The 16,365-nt window shown below is 62.0% G+C and carries 16 protein-coding genes and 1 pseudogene; 13 read left to right on the top strand and 4 right to left on the bottom strand.

The features are described 5' to 3' along the window. Positions 1-1,028 precede the first annotated feature (1,028 nt). From J2S53_RS05575 to J2S53_RS05540, 8 genes and pseudogenes are all read left to right on the top strand, one after another. Positions 1,029-1,463 (top strand): hypothetical protein, encoded by a 435-nt coding sequence (locus J2S53_RS05575; protein ID WP_456240068.1) that lies wholly within the window; start codon positions 1,029-1,031, stop codon positions 1,461-1,463. 242 nt (positions 1,464-1,705) lie between these two features. After that, positions 1,706-3,580, top strand: coding sequence for a polymorphic toxin-type HINT domain-containing protein (locus tag J2S53_RS05570; RefSeq protein ID WP_456242709.1), 1,875 nt, complete (start codon positions 1,706-1,708; stop codon positions 3,578-3,580). A 1-nt stretch (position 3,581) separates the two neighbouring features. Further along, on the top strand, positions 3,582-4,025 hold the full coding sequence (locus J2S53_RS05565) for a hypothetical protein (RefSeq protein WP_456240067.1): 444 nt from the start codon (positions 3,582-3,584) through the stop codon (positions 4,023-4,025). Positions 4,026-4,489: 464 nt separating this feature from the next. Beyond that, the gene (locus J2S53_RS05560) at positions 4,490-5,035 is read left to right on the top strand and encodes a transposase family protein (protein WP_456240066.1); all 546 of its coding nucleotides are present in this window, start codon (positions 4,490-4,492) and stop codon (positions 5,033-5,035) included. A gap of 112 nt (positions 5,036-5,147) precedes the next feature. Next, a pseudogene (locus tag J2S53_RS05555) lies at positions 5,148-6,439 on the top strand (IS256 family transposase). A gap of 59 nt (positions 6,440-6,498) precedes the next feature. Then, positions 6,499-6,900 carry a CPCC family cysteine-rich protein gene (locus J2S53_RS05550; protein WP_456240065.1) on the top strand — a complete coding sequence of 134 codons (402 nt, stop codon included), beginning with the start codon at positions 6,499-6,501 and terminating at the stop codon, positions 6,898-6,900. 847 nt (positions 6,901-7,747) lie between these two features. Continuing rightward, the gene (locus J2S53_RS05545; protein WP_456240064.1) at positions 7,748-7,969 is read left to right on the top strand and encodes a hypothetical protein; all 222 of its coding nucleotides are present in this window, start codon (positions 7,748-7,750) and stop codon (positions 7,967-7,969) included. A 104-nt stretch (positions 7,970-8,073) separates the two neighbouring features. Beyond that, on the top strand, positions 8,074-9,450 hold the full coding sequence (locus tag J2S53_RS05540; protein ID WP_456240063.1) for a hypothetical protein: 1,377 nt from the start codon (positions 8,074-8,076) through the stop codon (positions 9,448-9,450). Between the two features lie 42 nt (positions 9,451-9,492). Here the strand turns inward: J2S53_RS05540 and J2S53_RS05535 are convergent, their stop codons facing one another. Next, positions 9,493-10,392 (bottom strand): LysR family transcriptional regulator, encoded by a 900-nt coding sequence (locus tag J2S53_RS05535; protein ID WP_456240062.1) that lies wholly within the window; start codon positions 10,390-10,392, stop codon positions 9,493-9,495. Positions 10,393-10,512: 120 nt separating this feature from the next. Between J2S53_RS05535 and J2S53_RS05530 the strand changes: the two genes are divergently transcribed. Together J2S53_RS05530 and J2S53_RS05525 are read left to right on the top strand one after the other, a co-directional pair. Beyond that, positions 10,513-11,523 (top strand): aldo/keto reductase, encoded by a 1,011-nt coding sequence (locus J2S53_RS05530; protein ID WP_456240061.1) that lies wholly within the window; start codon positions 10,513-10,515, stop codon positions 11,521-11,523. A 128-nt stretch (positions 11,524-11,651) separates the two neighbouring features. Continuing rightward, the gene (locus J2S53_RS05525; protein ID WP_456240060.1) at positions 11,652-12,527 is read left to right on the top strand and encodes an NAD(P)H-binding protein; all 876 of its coding nucleotides are present in this window, start codon (positions 11,652-11,654) and stop codon (positions 12,525-12,527) included. 152 nt (positions 12,528-12,679) lie between these two features. On the opposite strand, the gene J2S53_RS05520 is transcribed toward J2S53_RS05525, so the two are convergent. Together J2S53_RS05520 and J2S53_RS05515 are read right to left on the bottom strand one after the other, a co-directional pair. After that, entirely contained in the window at positions 12,680-13,156 is a 477-nt protein-coding gene (locus J2S53_RS05520) for a hypothetical protein (protein WP_456240059.1), read from the bottom strand. Positions 13,157-13,292: 136 nt separating this feature from the next. Beyond that, positions 13,293-13,511: a hypothetical protein gene (locus J2S53_RS05515; protein ID WP_456240058.1), complete on the bottom strand. Its 219-nt coding sequence runs from the start codon at positions 13,509-13,511 to the stop codon at positions 13,293-13,295. Between the two features lie 38 nt (positions 13,512-13,549). Between J2S53_RS05515 and J2S53_RS05510 the strand changes: the two genes are divergently transcribed. Then, positions 13,550-13,747 (top strand): hypothetical protein, encoded by a 198-nt coding sequence (locus J2S53_RS05510; RefSeq protein WP_456240057.1) that lies wholly within the window; start codon positions 13,550-13,552, stop codon positions 13,745-13,747. 23 nt (positions 13,748-13,770) lie between these two features. On the opposite strand, the gene J2S53_RS05505 is transcribed toward J2S53_RS05510, so the two are convergent. Next, positions 13,771-14,406, bottom strand: coding sequence for a TetR/AcrR family transcriptional regulator (locus tag J2S53_RS05505; protein WP_456240056.1), 636 nt, complete (start codon positions 14,404-14,406; stop codon positions 13,771-13,773). Between the two features lie 104 nt (positions 14,407-14,510). Here J2S53_RS05505 and J2S53_RS05500 point away from each other — a divergent pair, with 104 nt between their 5' ends. After that, positions 14,511-15,833, top strand: coding sequence for an alkyl sulfatase dimerization domain-containing protein (locus J2S53_RS05500; protein WP_456240055.1), 1,323 nt, complete (start codon positions 14,511-14,513; stop codon positions 15,831-15,833). A 139-nt stretch (positions 15,834-15,972) separates the two neighbouring features. Next, positions 15,973-16,365: a YidH family protein gene (locus J2S53_RS05495; protein WP_092973608.1), complete on the top strand. Its 393-nt coding sequence runs from the start codon at positions 15,973-15,975 to the stop codon at positions 16,363-16,365.

Here is a 16,365-nt window from a genome sequence, read left to right as displayed (position 1 = left end):
CTGTTTTTCGTTATGTCAACATAGAGAACATGGAAAAGATTTTCTCTGAATGTGAAAAGTACGGTATATCCGGGCATCAAAAAATAAATTGGTACAAAAAAAACAAGAATAACGTATCGAATATTTACATTAAGTTTGCTAAGCATGAGAGGCATCCGGTTTCGTGTTTTAGGTGTTTCGTAATTTTTGAAGTGTCGGAGGGTGAATACATCAAAACGTTGATGGATCTTTTGCCGTATAGGTATTTTAAGCAGAAATCGTTGCGCCGACATGAGGTTCATGGGCTCCTTGAACATGTGATAGATTTTGCTGTGCCGTTCGATCTCCTTTCGGGGAGTCAGGAATTTTGATACCCAAAAAATCGAGGAGGTGTATTTCTATTATGGTGGCGATAAATTTTGAAGAGTAGTATATCTGCTACTCATGTTGTTGCCGCTGTTGGTTGATTGTTTATCTGCGGCCCTTGGCTGATCCTTGTATTAAGTTATGGAGGATCAGGCGAGGGCCGCTACACATGCCTATCTACATAGACGCTGCGAGAGATATGACGTTCCGTTCTGGAGAGCTCCTCGATAGTGACGGAGGTGATTGTGATCTGGCTGTGCTGTAGTGGGTATTTCCAGTCCAGACTATGATTTGGTGGGGCCGTTCATCTGGGGGACATAGCGGCAGCGTGAAACCTGCCTTGTCTCGGTGGCTGAGGCTCGATCCAGTGTGTTTTCCTATACTTTCGAGTGCTGTTGTGAGGTGGCGAAAAGATGCCTGATACGTCACCAGGTCAGAATCCGCTAACTTGACATTTCGGTGTGGATTCTACCGGGACGGTACATGGCGACCGATGTCTCCATGAGCGTCTGTAAAATAGGATGAAGAGAGTCGTTATTTGTCAAGTTAGACGAAACCGACACGCCGTGGAGTTACGAATGAATGTTATTGATTGGAGATGCTACAGTATTTTTGATCCGGAAGTTTTAGGTCCTCCTCGGGATCTTTCTCGGCGTGATGTGCGGTGGCTGTATAAAAAAATCATGAGCGAGAAGCCGGAACGGTTGAAGGTGTTGCGAGAGTTTCTCGCGTGGCATGGTGTTGAGCTGTCGTCCGATGATGCCGGTGTGCAGCGGTTGAATGATTTCTTTCTTGCTCATGTCTCGGAAGACCCCGATTCTCCCGGCCGATTGCTTCCGGAATGGTACTCCGTAGCGCTGGACATGGGCTTGTTCCTGGGTGATGTGATGATCGAGCGGAATCCTAATCTATATTGGGAATTTCACACATGGGGAAAGAAAAATACAAATTACCAGAAGCAAGTTGTTGCGGGGTTTAATTTTCCTGATCCAAAATACAGCGTTGACCCAGAGGGCATAATTGTAATACAGGGAAATCGTGTCATAGATAATATGACAGTGAAGTCTGATAAGTTTATCAGAGCGGTTCATCAGGTTTCTGAGGATGCCAATCTGTAGTGGGAGTGTCGGGATCTGGTGCGGGTACGGTGTGCTGGGGCATGTTTGATGGTGGGGATGGTTGAGTTTGGTTGGTGGGTGAGGTGGTTTCCATGATGGTGGGGTGATGGTGCTGGCCTGTCTCGTCGGCTTCGCGCTGTGAGAGCGCGGAGCCGACGAGTGGTTGTGAGGCTTTTTGTCGAGAGTCTTTGGCGTGGTGGACTACCGGTTCGCGGTGTTCGCAGGGTCATGCGTTGAATTCGGTGTCCACTGGTGGGGCGAAGAGTGGTGAGTTCGGTTATGACGCCGCCGGCAACATGACTTCTCGGAAGGTTTCGGGGAGTGATCAGTCGCTGGAGTGGAGTGCTCGGGGGAATCTGACCAGGGTTTCCACACCGGACGGCGAGAGCACCGAGTTCGTCTACGATGCGGATGGGAAGCGGTTGTTGCGTCGGTCTCCGTCGGGGACCACGTTGTACCTGGACGGTCAGCAGCTGCGGTGGGATGCGGAGTCCGGGGAGCTGTCGGGGACTCGGTATTACACGCATGGTGGCAGGACTGTGGCGGTGCGTGAGTCCGGTGCGGGGTTGACCTGGTTGGCGTCGGATCACCAGGGCACTTCGAAGTTGGCGGTGGATGCCGGGTCGTTGGAGACCACGAGGCGGCGGTTTTTGCCGTTCGGTGGGTCGCGTGGTGATCCGGCTGATTTTCCGGGTGAGAAGGGTTTCGTCGGTGGCACGATCGATTCCTCGGTCGGGCTGACCACGCTGGGTGCGCGGCAGTACGATCCGAGCATCGGGCGGTTCCTGTCGGTGGATCCGGTGATGGATCTGACGGATCCGCAGCAGATGCACGGCTACACCTACGGCAACAACAGCCCGCTCACCTATTCCGATCCCAGCGGCAAGCTTTTCCTTATGCCGCCTCCATTCGATCCGATTGGTATGGTCACAACTGCCATCGCCGTCGTGAGTCACGTGACGAATTATGCTGGTCAGGGTTCGGATCAGCGTTACGTTGGCGGCGGTGGTTCCCAGAGTAGCTCTGGTGGTGTTTCCAGGGTTCGGGTGAAGGGGAAGGTCGCGTCGAAGGGGAAGCCTGAGGAGAACAATTCGTGGTTGCCGACGTTGAAGAAGGTCGGTCACGGGTTGTTGGACGGTGCCGGGATGATTCCGGTGGTCGGTAATGTCGCCGACGGCGCCAATTGTGCGTGGTATTCCGCCGAGGGTAAGGCGGTGGATGCCGCGTTTTCGTGTGCGGCGATGGTGCCTGGTGCGGGGCAGGCGGCGATGGCTGCCAAGTACGGCAAGCATGGCTGGGACGCGGCGAGTGGTTTGTGGAAGTCGTCGCGTGCCGCGCCGGTGCGGCGTAAGGCCGGGTCCGGGTGCGTGCCGGGAAACAGTTTCGTACCGGGCACGGCGGTGTTGATGGCTGATGGGTCGCATGAGCCGATCGAGGAGGTCGATGTCGGGGATCGGGTGATGGCCACCGATCCGGTGACCGGTGAGACCGAGCCCAAGCGGGTGGTGGCCACGATCACCGGGCAGGGTGAGAAGGATCTGGTCGAGGTCACCGTCGACACCGACGGCAACTCCGGGGACGAGACCGGTGTGGTCATCGCCACCGACGAGCACCCGTTCTGGGGCGACGACCAGGGCCGCTGGGTCGACGCCGAGAAACTCGACACAGGTGACGAGCTCCGCACCCCCTACGGTGAGCTGGTCGAGGTCACCGACACCCGCCAGTGGACCCAGACCCAGCGGGTGCACAACCTGTCCATCGCCGGCATCCACACCTACCATGTAAACGCAGGAAACACCGACCTCCTCGTCCACAACAAGGGGTGCAATTCAAAGGGCGGTAGTCAGAAAAATCAAGGAATTCAGGTTCCTGAAGGGGTTTCCAAAGGTAAGTGGCTCCAGGGGCGTGCTGCTAATCTAGGTTACGAACAAAGAGTTCCCGCGAACCAGCTTCCTTTTGAATCGATGGGAGAGCCCGGATTTTGGAGCAAAAAACAAAAAGCTTACATTACTCCTGATACAACTGGTCACAAAGTCACCAACGGTCGGAAAAAGTTCTCGAAAAGCGGCAAACGGCTGGGAACTTTCGATTCTGATATGAACTACATTGGGAAGTGATATGTTTAATATCGAGCTTACTAACGAAAAAGACGATTTTTTCGGGGAGTCTGTTTATAAGGGGCGCATAGTGGCCGGTGATTTGGATGAGTATTTCCGAAGTGAAACAAGTTGGTGGTCAAAAAGCGATTATGAAGAGAGTTGGATTAGGGAGATAATGCGCCTCATCAGAGGGGATACTGATGTGGCAGTATTGATCACTAAATTTTCCCCTCCGGAAAGTGCCAATTTTCTTCAGGGGTACGCTCTTTACGATTTTTGCGAGAATGTGATAATTCAAGAGCAAATGTTTGTTATTCACAATCTAGAGTATGTTTTCAACCCGTGCAAACCTGGAGAATTTTTGGAGTATAGCAGCACCACCGAAGAAGGCGAAATAATTTCTGAATGGAAAACGAAAAAAGAAGATTTGAGGATTTTTGTAAAAAGCCATGAATCGTGTTAACGACGAGGTGGATTCAAAAGCGAAAGTTGTGCAGATAGAACGTTTTTATCGGTGGTAACGCAAAAGCAACGGCTTTTCTGTGGTTGTGTGGATTTTTGGTCGGGCTCCATAGAGCCAGGGATGGCCGTTGCTTCTTGTTTTTCTCTGAACGTTGAAGGTTATGCAGGTGAGTTGAAGACGAGGACGGAAATAAAAAGCAACGGCCTTTCCGGTATCATGCTTTTCGACCAAGAACAAGCAGTATGCCAAGGAAAGACCGTTGCGTTACGCGGATACCACAGGGCTGAGTGAGGACCAGCTGTGCTGGTTGACTGAGCGGATCAGTGAGGTGATTCGGTGGGACCCGAGGAACACGTTGTCGGTGTTCATGGCTCTGGTGGTGACACTGGAGTCCTACCGGAGGAAATCTGACCCAGAAACAACTGGCGGCGTTCCGGAACACGAGTCAGTCGACGATCTCGCGGGTGTTGCGTCGGTTCGAGCCCGTCCTGGCCGAGCTCCTGGACGAGATGCACGCCCCACTGGAGGAGTTCCACGGACGAGTCACCCTCGTCGACGGTGTACTCATCCCCACAGGAAACCGTCGTGACCAGGAGAGACTGTACTCGGGAAAACACCGACGCTGCGGCGTGCGCCTGCAGCTGACCACCGATCTCCACGGGAACCTTCTCACGTGTTCGGAGATCTTTCCCGGCGCCACCCATGACCTCACGGTATTCCGGAACTCGTCACTGCACGAGACGCTGAACCATGCCAACACCATCGGCGATCTCGGCTACCTGGGCAGCGCCATCACCCAACCCACCAAAAAACCGAAAAACGGAACACTCGACCCCGACAGAGAAAAATCCAACACGACAATAGCGTTCCTACGCTATCCGATCGAACGCGCCATCGCCCACCTGAAAAACTGGACCATCCTCGCCAACCGATACCGCCGCTCACTCGTTCATCTTCAACGAGTACTCCACATCATCACAGGACTCCGACGACTTCAAGAGTCCTGGTAAACAGTTCAGTGCATAACCTTCAGGGTTCTTGTGGGGAGTGTCGACCTAACGGTGTAACTGCGGTGCCTGGAAGGCTTGGCCCCGCTGGGGCTGGGTCAGGAAGGGACCGCAGATGAGTACAACCGAAGAGCAGTCGCAGGAGCCGAAGCAGCCGGCGGACGCGTCGGCGTCTGTGGATCCGGGGTTGGTGCGCCAGCTGGCCCAGCGGGCCGCTGACGACGGCGTGGACCTGGTCGGCCCGGATGGCTCTTGTTGCAGCAGCTGACCAAACAGGTCCTGGAGGCCGGCCTCGAGGTCGAGATGATCGAGCATCTGGGCTACGACAAGCATGAGATGACCGGCCGCAACGGTGAGAACTCCCGCAATGGCACTCGTTCGAAGACGGGGACCACCGAGGTCGGCCCCGTCGAGCTCGACGTGCCCCGCGACCGGGACGGCTCGTTCGCACCGAAGACCGTGCGCAAGCGCCAACGCCAGCTGCACGGGGTTGACGAGATGGTGCTGTCGCTGGCCGCCAAGGGACTCACGACCGGCGAGATCTCCGCACACCTGGCCGAGGTCTATGGCACCGAGGTCTCCAAAGACACGGTCTCAAAGATCACCGACCGGGTCGTCGAGGAGATGGCGGCTTGGCAGGACCGGCCACTTGACCGTATCTACCCGGTGGTCTTCATCGACGCCCTCGTCGTCAAGGTCCGCGATGGGCAGGTCACCAACCGGCCCGTCTACACCGCCGTGGGAGTCACCGTCGACGGCGAACGCGACATCCTCGGGCTGTGGATCGGTGCTGGTGGTGAAGGCGCGAAGTTCTGGCTGCAGGTACTCACCGAGATCAAAAACCGCGGTGTGGAAGACGTGTGCTTCGTCGTCTGCGACGGGCTCAAAGGTCTGCCGCAGGCCATCGAACAAACCTGGCCACTGGCTATCGTGCAGACCTGTGTGATCCACCTGATCCGTAACACCTTCCGGCTGGCCAGCCGCCGGTACTGGGACGCCATGGCCAAGGACCTACGGCCGGTCTACACAGCGGCCACCGAAGCCGCCGCCAAGGACCGGCTGACCGAGTTCGCCGACAAGTGGGGCCAGCGCTATCCAGCCATCATCCGGCTGTGGGAAAACAGCTGGTCAGAGTTCGTGCAGTTCCTGGACTACAGTCCCGAGATCCGCCGGGTGCTCTACAGCACCAACGCCATCGAAAGCCTCAACGCCCGGCTGCGCCGGGCGGTCAAGGCCCGGGGGCACTTTCCCACCGAGCAAGCCGCGTTGAAGTGTTTGTATCTGGCGATCCGGTCGCTGGACCCCACCGGCACCGGCCGCCGCAAGTGGATGATCCGCTGGAAACCCGCACTGAACGCGTTCGCCATCGCCTTCGAAGGCCGTATCATCCCTACCAACGATCAGTAACCACCCGCACCGCAGTTACACTGTTCCTCTGACAGACCCCTCTTGTGTCGTTGTTTCGAATGTCCGAAACGCTTCGATCAAATGGAAGGTACAGGGAGGGAGCCTATCCCTGTCCCTGCTGCGGTTACCTGGTGCATGATTCCCCTCCGGGATCGTACGACATCTGCCAGATATGCTCCTGGGAGGACGACCCGGTCCAACTCCGTTGGCCGTGGTACAGCGGCGGAGCGAACAGTGAATCGCTTGTCGAGGCGCAGAGTGAGTACCGCACGGATATTCATGCCGGACGCTCGCGTCTCTCCAAGTGGTTCGCGAAGAAGGGACCCTCGAAAGGATCGGGGTTTCGTCCTATTGATCCGGAGGTCGACAACTTCGACTCCTCGGATGACACGCAGGATGAATGGCCGGAGGATAGTACGCGTCTATACTGGTGGCGCTCCAGTTTCTGGCGGAGCGAGTGATATTGGGTCAGTGGCCTGCTGGTTTCGCTGCGAGGTCGGTTGCTCACGGCAGTGCGCGTAGGTAGTCCGAACCGTCGGCACCGTCCAATCACAGTCGCGAGTAGCGATATCTTGTCAAAGTCTCCTGCCTCTAGCCAAGAAACAACGCTTTGTGGCATAATTCTCGCTGCGGAGAACACCACAGTAAACACAGTTGCGATGATCAATAGTGCGATAATTCCGGGTGGTTGATTGATATGGATTCCAGGTTGAAGCGGTACTGGTGGAATTTTCGTGGATTGCGAGGATCTAATAATATTCGTTTTGTTGCGGTCGAGGATATGGAAGTTATATTTTCCGACATCGAAAAGTACGGGTTGTCCGGGGTCAGGAAGAGGTGTTGGTACTACGAAAATCGAAATAGCATACTGAATATCTACACTAGGTTTGCCATACATGAAGGATATCCCAGGGACTGTTTTAGATGCTTTGTTATCTTTGAGATTACCGAGGGTGTGTACGTGCAGACTTTGATGGATCTGTTGCCGCATGTCTACCTCAGGCAGCGCCCGCTGCGGCGTCATGAAGCGCATGGTCTTATCGACGACTTGATGGGACGTCTCATACCGTTGAAGTATCTCACAGATGAATACCGAAATTGATTTCGGCGACTTTCTGGGGCGACTACGTCGTTCATGATCCCTCAAAATCAAATACTGTCTACCGCTTGAAGGTGTTGTGGGGTTTTCTCTCTTGGTATGGATTCATCGGGTGACTGATGATGCCAAGATGTAGTGAATTGTGAGATTCTGGTGTAGGGATTGGTGGGATGGGCGCTTGGTATATGAGGTGATTCCGTGGTTGTGGGGTGATGGTGCTGGCCTGTCTCGTCGGCTTCGCGCTGGTATTCTGCGGCATGTTCCGCTGGATAGGGTTAGTTGAATACTTTTGTCATGTGGTCGGCAAGCTCTTGCTTTGGGGATTTTTTACGAAGGAGGACGCCTTGCTCGTATCCAAGATCGACAGTGCGATGCAAAAGTTTCGCGAGAGCGTTCTCGATTTCGAGGAGTCGAGCATTCAGCACGACTGAGCCAGTGCGGAATCCTTCGTCCGGCGACCTCCTTCAAAATCGGTTGCCGGGCGTTCCGGGACTGTGGTCGTGTTCGTGTCGTGGTTTATTTTCACGAGAAGGACGTGGTTACACGGCTGCTCTTCGACGTCGACGCCGACTCGCTGGTCGACGCGCTCGACAGGTCGAGCAGGGTGGCCGAAACGGTGGAGTTTCCGGCGCTTCGGGTGGAGCTGAACGATCCGGACAATCCCGAACACGGGCCGAGATACGCCTCCCGTGCGTACTCCGCCGTGGCTCCGGACCCACGACACACGCCACAGGAGACACTGCTCGCTCCCGCCTATCCGGTGCTCGAAACGTACGACTTCGCCGCCGACCGCTACCACATGGACGACGAGGACGGCGTGCAGTCCGCGTTGCTCTTCATCGAGCATCGGTTCCTGCCCAGTTCGGGGGTGACGATCATCTCGATGTCGGGAGGTTTCGGTCCGCGAGCCGTCGAGGAGTTCCATGCCGCCGACCTCCCGCGTTGCGTTCCCCGGCCGGAGGAAGCAGGACGCGTTCACACAGCCTTCGAACATTCCGGAGACGATCCCGAACAGGCGATGGTCCGCCTGCACCTGTGGCTGCCTGCGGGGGACCTGAGCACCGCCATCGGCCTGGTCCGGGAACCGGTCCGCCGTCACGACGCGGCATTCGTCGAGCTGCTGCCCGCGGGCAAGCTACCGGAGGACGGTTATCACGCGGCACTGCTGTACCCCGCGCCGGAAGTCGCGAACGACGATCGGCCGCATACCCTGCGCACCGTCGCTACGGCCGCAGCCCGAACCCTCGGCCTTCATGCGGAAGAAGTGAATGTCGAGCAGTGCGGCGATGAGCCGATCGCTTTCGTAGCACGCCCCTTGGTGGACAGCCATCTCGCGGAACCGCGAGCGGTGGTGGGGGTCCACGTTCGCCTCGGAGGTGATCCGCTCGCGCTCGCGGCAGAGGACGAGCAGGACGAGGAAGACGACGAGGAGGACGAGCCGGACGTCGAACCCGACCCGGACTCCTGGGCAGAGGAGGAACGTGCCGAGTTCCACCAAGCACTGCGAGATCTCTTCGAATGGAACCGGGTCTGGCTCGTCGCCGACGCCGAGGTGCGCTGTACTGACGGTGCCATTGCCGAGGACGTGCTCTGGCGATGCGCCGATGAAGACCTCTCACGGGTTTCCGACGAGGATGTTCAGGGCCACCCCGAAGGAACCCGTGCCCTCGACAACGGGAACCACAGCGCGCGGTTGTCGATACGCACCTTCGAGGACGACCCCGACCGTGTGCTGGAGAACCTGCTCACCGTGCTCCCCACCGGCACGTGGCACAGCGAAACCCGCCCCTGGCGAACGGAACGGAACAAGGAAGTGGTGCTTCGCTGGTCACCACGTCGCGACGAGCACACGGCCCTCATCGCCGAGCTGCGGGTGCGTGTCTGTCGCGGAGTGCCGTCCCATCTCCTGTGAGAGCCGGCTTCCCAACGGCTGCGACCGGACGAACCGGCAGCGCTACGGCGTCGTGCCTCCGTCCAGCAACACCTTTCGGAACTCCGCCACCAGCGGTCGCAGGTCGATGTGGTGCCAGGCGGCCCACAGCCGCACCGAGGAATCGCACCAGGGCAGCTCCCGCAGCGCCACATCAGGGGGAGTGCCGCGCAGTACGCTGCGCTGCAGCAGCGCCATGCCCAGCCCGGATCCCACCAGCCCCAGCGCCGCCAGCGGCTCGGGCGCCACCGTGCGGATGTTCGGGGTGAACCCGTCCGTGGCGCACGAGGCGAGGAACTCCCGGAACTCCTCGCCATCGTCCTTGCGGCCGATGGCGATCCAGGGCTGATTGTCCAGATCGGATGGTTCGACGCTCTCGCGGTTCGCCAGCGGATGATCGGCGGGCATCGCGAGCACCAGCGGATCCGCCAGTACCAGCTCGGATTCCAGCACCGGATCGTCCCCGTCGGGCGGCGCGTCCACCAGCGCGATGTCCAGGCTCCGCCTGCGCAGCGCCTCCAGCTGTTCGGGCCCGGTCTGGTTGTACAGCGAGACGTGCACGTCCGGCCGCTCCCGACGCAACGAACGCAGCGCGCCGGGCAGCACGTCGGCGTGGATGGCGTGCTCCACGTACCCCAGGCACAACCCGCCGGTCTCGCCGCGTCCGAGTCGCTGCCCGAGCGACTCGACGCGTTCGGCGTGCCGCAGCAACGCCCGCGCCTCGGTCAGGAACACCTCGCCGTCCGGGGTGAGCCGGACGCGTTGTTTGCTGCGCTCGAACAGCACCAGCCCCAGCCGCTTCTCCAGGTCGGCGATCCGGCGGCTCAACGGGGACTGCGAGATACGCAGCCGCTCGGCGGCCCGCCCCACGTGCTCCGTTTCGGCCACGGCCACGAAGTACTCCAGCTGACGTAGCTCCACCATGTCAGACCCTCACCGCATCAATCTTCGCCAATTGAGTCTTGGACAGCTGTAACAGCCGAGCCTAGCGTCGTGGGAGAGGGGCCGGAAACCGGCCCGCACCACGCACGACGAGGAGTACACGTGAGCATCCGATCGTTGTTGTCCGGCGAGACCCTCGGTTTCGGCGCGGCCCCGGTGGGCAACATGTTCCGCCCGGTACCGGAGGAGGACGCGGCCGCCACGATCCGGGCCGCCTGGGACAACGGCATCCGCTACTACGACACCGCCCCGATCTACGGGGCCGGACTGTCCGAGATCCGGCTCGGCGAGGTGCTGTCGCGGTACGAACGCTCCGAGTACGTGCTCAGCACCAAGGTCGGCCGCGTGATCGAGTACGAGACGGACCAGCCCGCCGACCCGGACGAACAGGGCGGCATCTTCGCGCACGGACGCCCCAACAAGGTTCGCAACGACTACGGCTACGACGGCACCATGCGCTCGATCGAGCAGAGCCTGCACCGGCTGGGCACCGACCGCATCGACATCGCCTGGGTGCACGACATCTCCCCGGACTTCTACGGTGACGACTGGCTCGACGCCTTCGCCGCCGCGCGCACCGGAGCGTTCCGCGCGTTGACCATCCTGCGCGAGCAGGGCGTCGTCGGTGCCTGGGGCATCGGTGTCAACACCGTGGAGCCCTGCGAGCTCACCCTCGGGCTCGACGAGCACACCCCGGACGCCTTCCTGCTGGCGGGGCGCTACACCCTGTTCGACCACTCCTACGCGTTGCAGCGGCTGCTACCGCGCTGCGCCGAACGCGACGTGGAGCTGGTCGTGGGCGGACCGTTCAACTCGGGCGTACTGGCAGGTGGGAAGCACTTCGAGTACCAGGAGGCATCGCAGCGGGTGCTCGACGACGTCGACCGGCTGCGAAAGATCGCCGAGCGGCACGGTACCGACATCCGGGCCGCTGCCCTGCGGTTCCCGCTGGCGCACCCCGCCGTGGCGGCGACGATCCCGGGCATGTCGCGTCCGGAACGCGTGAGCCAGAACCTGGAGCTCTCGCGCACCCCGGTCCCGGCCGAGTTCTGGCGGCAGCTGCGTGACGAGGAGCTGGTCGACCCAGCCGCGCCGCTGCCGGACGGCGTCTGAGCCCGCCCACGACCGTCTCCGACGCGGGTGCCCGCGGTCCGCGCCTCCGCGGGCACCCCACCACAACCGAGCGAACCGATTCCGCTCATGCGTACGCACGATCTCGCCGAAGGGAACAGCCGCCCGGCATGTCGAACCAGAACAACCCCACGATCGCGGTCACCGGTGCCACCGGGGCGCTCGGCGGCACCATCGCGAAACGGCTCGCCGCCCGAGGTGCCTCGCAGCTGCTCCTCTCCCGTGATCCGACGCGGCTTCCCGAACTTCCGGGCGCGCGGCACCGTGGCCCGGCGAGCTACGACGACACCCCGGCCATGCGGGATGCCCTGCGGGGAGCCTCGACGCTGGTGCTGATCTCCTCCCACCCCACCGGCAAACGGCTGGAGGAGCACGCCAGCGCCGTACGGGCCGCGATGGACGTCGGCGTCGACCGAGTGCTGTACGTGTCGCTGATCGGCGCCGGCCCCACGGCGACCTACCGCAACGCCCGCGACCACTGGCTGACCGAGCAGTTCCTGGCAGGAGCCGGGGTGCGGCACACGATCCTGCGGTCCGGGTTCTACGCCACGACCCCCGCCGCGCTCGCCGACGACGAACTCGTCGTGCGCGGTCCCGGTGGGGACGGCCGGACCGCCTTCGTCACCCACGACGACATCGCCGAGGTGATCACCACCGTGGCCCTCGACGAGAGCACCGAGCACGACGGGCGGATCCTGGACGTCACCGGCCCCCAGGCGCTGACCCTGGCGGAGATGGTGGGCGCGATCGCGGAGTCCACGGGCAAGTCCTACCGGTACGAGCCCGAAACGCTGGAACGGGCCTTCGCCCGACGCTGGCAGCTCGGGGTCAGCGGCACGCAGATCGAGGCCTGGATCTCCTGGTACCAGGCCATCGCGGGTGGTGAGCTCGCCGCCGTCACCGATGTCGTCCCCCGCGTCACGGGATCACCGGCCACTCCGGTGTCCAGGATGGACTGGTGGCCCGCTCCGGACTCGGCTCGATGAACGCGTTCACGGTGGTGCCGGGCCGCGCTCGACGCACCCGGCGCCACCGTGACACTCACGCTGCCCTCCCGACGACCGCCAACTGCCAGGCGGCGCGGCACCGTTGACGGGCGGCGGTCGGCGAGGTGCTTCGCGACTCGACGTTCAGCGTGCTAATCGCCGTCCTCGTACCGCAGCTCGTCGACCAGGCTGGTTGCCACTTCACTCCGGGCGAGCAGCGGCACCCTCCCCGCCCCGCCTTCGCCGGAATCCACCCGCATCACCCGCACGGTGGTCCCGTTGCGTTCTACCACCTCGGTCAGTGCGACCTCGTCGAACGTCTCGTCGGTGGCGAGCAGCACTCCGGCGACCGCCTTCGGGTGCGGGGCCGCCGCGCGCAGTGCCGTTCCCGCCGCGCCGCTCGCCGCGACCAGTTGCAGCCGTGTCCCCGCATCGAACTGCCGTTCCAGCAGGGCACGTACCTGTAGCAACCCGTCGTCCACAGTGGATAGCGGGAACCAGTGCAGCGGCACGGTCTCGGCGAGTCCGGACCACGGGCCGGGAGGGCATCCCGCCCCCCGTCCTTCCGGGTCGAGCACCAACACCGCTGTCGTTGTCGGATTCGAGTCCGCCGAATCGGCACTGTCCATGCGGACCTCCTTTCCGCTGTGGCCCGGATACCCGGAACAGCGTGGTTTCATGCCGGGCGGCGCCGTTTTTCGACTGTCCCATCGGGGCAGGCGTGTCGAAAGTGCCGAATTCTAGATCTCCACCCGGTTTCTCGGTTCAGTGCGGATCCCTACCCAGCAGCCACGCCTGCCGGTGTCGGTTCGCTTCGAAGCACTTCCTGGCGAGCCGGGTCGTGCGCCGCCGTGCGGGGTTGTGCCCGATCTCCCGGGCGTTGACCTGCTCGGTGTCACGGGTGGAGGCGGTGGTCCTGGCCTGCTCGTGGCGCCGCTGCTCGTTCATCGCTGTGACCTCCGGTGGTTCCTGCTCGGATGACACGAGTAGTTTATATAGACAGGTCTGTCTAGTCAATTCGGATGTGCCGCTCCGACCTCACTCGTATCCGGTGTGGGAGTGAGGCGGGTACCCGCTCCGCACGCGTTTCGCTGGGGCGGTCGACTACCGCGCGGCGCGATCCCGGGCTGGCGCTGGACGTCGATCGTGCCGAGCTGGTGGTGGAACAGGTGCCGTTGCTCGTCCGGTATCGCGAGCTGCCCGTTCGGCTCGGGGGCTGAATCGGAACTTCGAGCGACGATTCTCAACGATCCCTCGAACTCTCCGAGGGAGTGACCGGTGCGGTGAGCATGCCGTGCGCGGCGTCGATCAGATCGATCGTCCAGTGCGCGGGGTGCTGCGGATCGGTCGGGGAGCCGGTGCGCTCGTGATCGGCGATGGTGTGCAGCACGAGATGCACCAGCATCCGCATCCGGCGGCCCAGTACCGCCTCCGGTAGTTCCTCGAGGCAGTGCCGTATCCCGGTCCACACCGAGCGCAGGCTGGAGGCCACCTCCCAGTCCCAGCCCGTGGGCGATGCGGGCTGGCTGAAGTACTGGGCCAGGAAACGTCCGTAGTGGCTGCCTGTCTCGTTGGTGCTGCTCGCCAGCGGCACGATGAACGCCGTCAGCAGGTCGCGCAGCTCGGTTCGCGCCTCGTCCTGCTGCTCGGCCAGCAGCCGCAGTCGGTGCTCGTTGATCCCGCTCATGCGGTGGTCGAGGATCGCGTTGACCAGTGACTCCTTGTCGCCGAAGTGGTACTGCGCCGCTGAGGTGTTGCGCTGCCCGGCGGCCACGCCGACCTCGCGCAGCGAGACCTCGCTGATGCCGCGTTCGGCGAACAGTCGCTCGGCGGTGACGATCAACCGTTCTCTGGTGCCCTGGCTGGTGGGACTGCTCATCCGGGCTCTCCGCGCTCGCTCGTTCGAACGGATTCATTGTGCCAACACCTTGCCCGTTTAATACACGTGCTTTAAATTGTGGCGCACACGACGGGGAGGGATCGATGAGTTCGATTCACGAATTCGCCGAGCGCTGCTGGAACGGCGAGGCGAGCACGCTGCACCACCTCGGCGGCGAGCAGCGCGCCGCGGAGCTGCACCGGATGGCCGACGGTGTTTGGATGTGGCCCGGTTTCGGCAACGTCTACGTGTTCCCCACCGAGCGGGGGATCGTGCTGTTCGACACCGGAAGCCGGACCACCGCCTCCGAGCTGCACGCCGCCGTCCGGCGGTACTGGTCACTGCCGCTGCACACCGCGATCTACTCGCACGGCCACGTCGACCACGTCTTCGGCACGGAACCTTTCGAGCGCGAAGCCGCCGACAACGGTGACCCGGCGCCCACAGTGCTCGCACACGAAGCGATCACGGCCCGTTTCCACCGCTACCGGCGCTCGGCCGGGTACAACACCGTCGTCAACCGCAGGCAGTTCCGTGCCCCCGAGCTGAACTGGCCCACCGATTACCGCTATCCCGACGTCACCTACCGGGACAGCACCGAGCTGCGCGTCGGTGAGCTCGACATGCGGCTGTACCACGTGCTCGGCGAGACCGACGATCACACCGTCGCGTGGTTGCCGGAACGGGAAGTGCTGTGCGTCGGCGATCTGTTCATCTGGGCCTCGCCCAACGCGGGCAATCCGCAGAAACCGCAGCGTCACCCTCTCGAGTGGGCACAAGGGCTGCGGTGGATGGCCGAGCTCGAACCCCGGTTGCTGCTTCCCGGGCACGGCGTGCCGATCGAGGGGCACCAGCGGGTGAGGCAGGCGCTGACCGACACGGCCGAGCTGCTGGAATCGTTGCACGACCAGGTGCTGGAACTGATGAACACCGGCGCATGCTTCGACGAGGTGCTGCACCGGGTCTCACCACCGGAACACCTGCTGTGGAAACCGTATCTGCGGCCGATCTACGACGAACCGGAATTCGTGGTCCACGCTCTCTGGCAGCGCTACGGCGGCTGGTGGGACGGTGATCCGTCCCGGCTCAAACCTGCCCCGCGTCCCGAGCTCGCCGCAGAACTGGCCGCCCTGGCGGGTGGAGCCGAACGGCTCGTCACGCGGGCCCGCGAACTCGGCGCGGCCGAACAACCCCGGTTGGCCGCCCACCTGGCCCAGCTCGCGGGTGACGCTGCGCCCCACGACCCGGCGATCCATCGACAGCGGATGCGGGTCTTCCGGGAACTGGAACGCGAGGCCGGTTCCACGATGGCACGCGGGATCTACGGTTGGGCCGTCGCCGAGTCCGAGGCCGTCGTGGAAGGGGGCGACGCGATGCGGGCTCTGGAACGCGCGGCCCGCCAGCACCCGACCGGTATCGAGCTGTGATTACCCGACGGCGGATTCGCCAGCGGAAAGCCCGACCTCGCAACCGCCCCGCGGCACCCGAGTGGGCAGCGGAGCCTCACCCTGTGGTGTGCTGTGGGTGACGGGAGCCGATTGTCCGAAAGGTGGCAGTGAACGCGCCATGTCAGTGCCCAGCCACGGAACCAGGCGCTGGCCGAGCCGGGTGTACGGCGAGGGGGACGAGCCGGACGCCCGGTTCTCACTCGCCAACGAACGGACCTTTCTGGCGTGGCTGCGCACCGCGATGGCGCTGATGGCCGCCGGCGTCGGTATCGAGACGGTCAACGCCGCCACCTCGTCGTCCCAGAATCCACTGGTCACCTGGCTGGCACTGCTGTTGTTGGCGGGCGGGGTGCTCGTCAGCGCCGCCTCGTTCACCAGGTGGGCTGCCACCGAGCGGGCGCTGCGCACCGGCAGACCGTTGCCCGCGCCCAGGATGGGGGCCGTGCTCGGCTACGGCCTCGCCGCCGTGGGAGTGGGGATCGCCGTACTGCTCGTGATCGTGGGGATCTGA

Origin of the sequence: Actinopolyspora lacussalsi (genome assembly GCA_030803735.1) — a bacterium.
GTDB lineage: Bacteria > Actinomycetota > Actinomycetes > Mycobacteriales > Pseudonocardiaceae > Actinopolyspora > Actinopolyspora lacussalsi.
Note: the sequence above shows the minus strand (reverse complement) of the source record. Positions and strands in the feature narration are given on the sequence as shown.

Bases quoted from the DNA above. Each gene is read 5' to 3' on its own strand.
- J2S53_RS05510 (WP_456240057.1), top strand. From the start codon at position 13,550: ATGTGCCGCTCCGACCTCACTCGTATCCGGTGTGGGAGTGAGGCGGGT.
- J2S53_RS05535 (WP_456240062.1), bottom strand. From the start codon at position 10,392: ATGGTGGAGCTACGTCAGCTGGAGTACTTCGTGGCCGTGGCCGAAACG.
- J2S53_RS05550 (WP_456240065.1), top strand. From the start codon at position 6,499: ATGTCCGAAACGCTTCGATCAAATGGAAGGTACAGGGAGGGAGCCTAT.
- J2S53_RS05525 (WP_456240060.1), top strand. From the start codon at position 11,652: ATGTCGAACCAGAACAACCCCACGATCGCGGTCACCGGTGCCACCGGG.
- J2S53_RS05575 (WP_456240068.1), top strand. From the start codon at position 1,029: ATGAGCGAGAAGCCGGAACGGTTGAAGGTGTTGCGAGAGTTTCTCGCG.
- J2S53_RS05505 (WP_456240056.1), bottom strand. From the start codon at position 14,406: ATGAGCAGTCCCACCAGCCAGGGCACCAGAGAACGGTTGATCGTCACC.
- J2S53_RS05565 (WP_456240067.1), top strand. From the start codon at position 3,582: ATGTTTAATATCGAGCTTACTAACGAAAAAGACGATTTTTTCGGGGAG.
- J2S53_RS05520 (WP_456240059.1), bottom strand. From the start codon at position 13,156: ATGGACAGTGCCGATTCGGCGGACTCGAATCCGACAACGACAGCGGTG.
- J2S53_RS05500 (WP_456240055.1), top strand. From the start codon at position 14,511: ATGAGTTCGATTCACGAATTCGCCGAGCGCTGCTGGAACGGCGAGGCG.
- J2S53_RS05495 (WP_092973608.1), top strand. From the start codon at position 15,973: ATGTCAGTGCCCAGCCACGGAACCAGGCGCTGGCCGAGCCGGGTGTAC.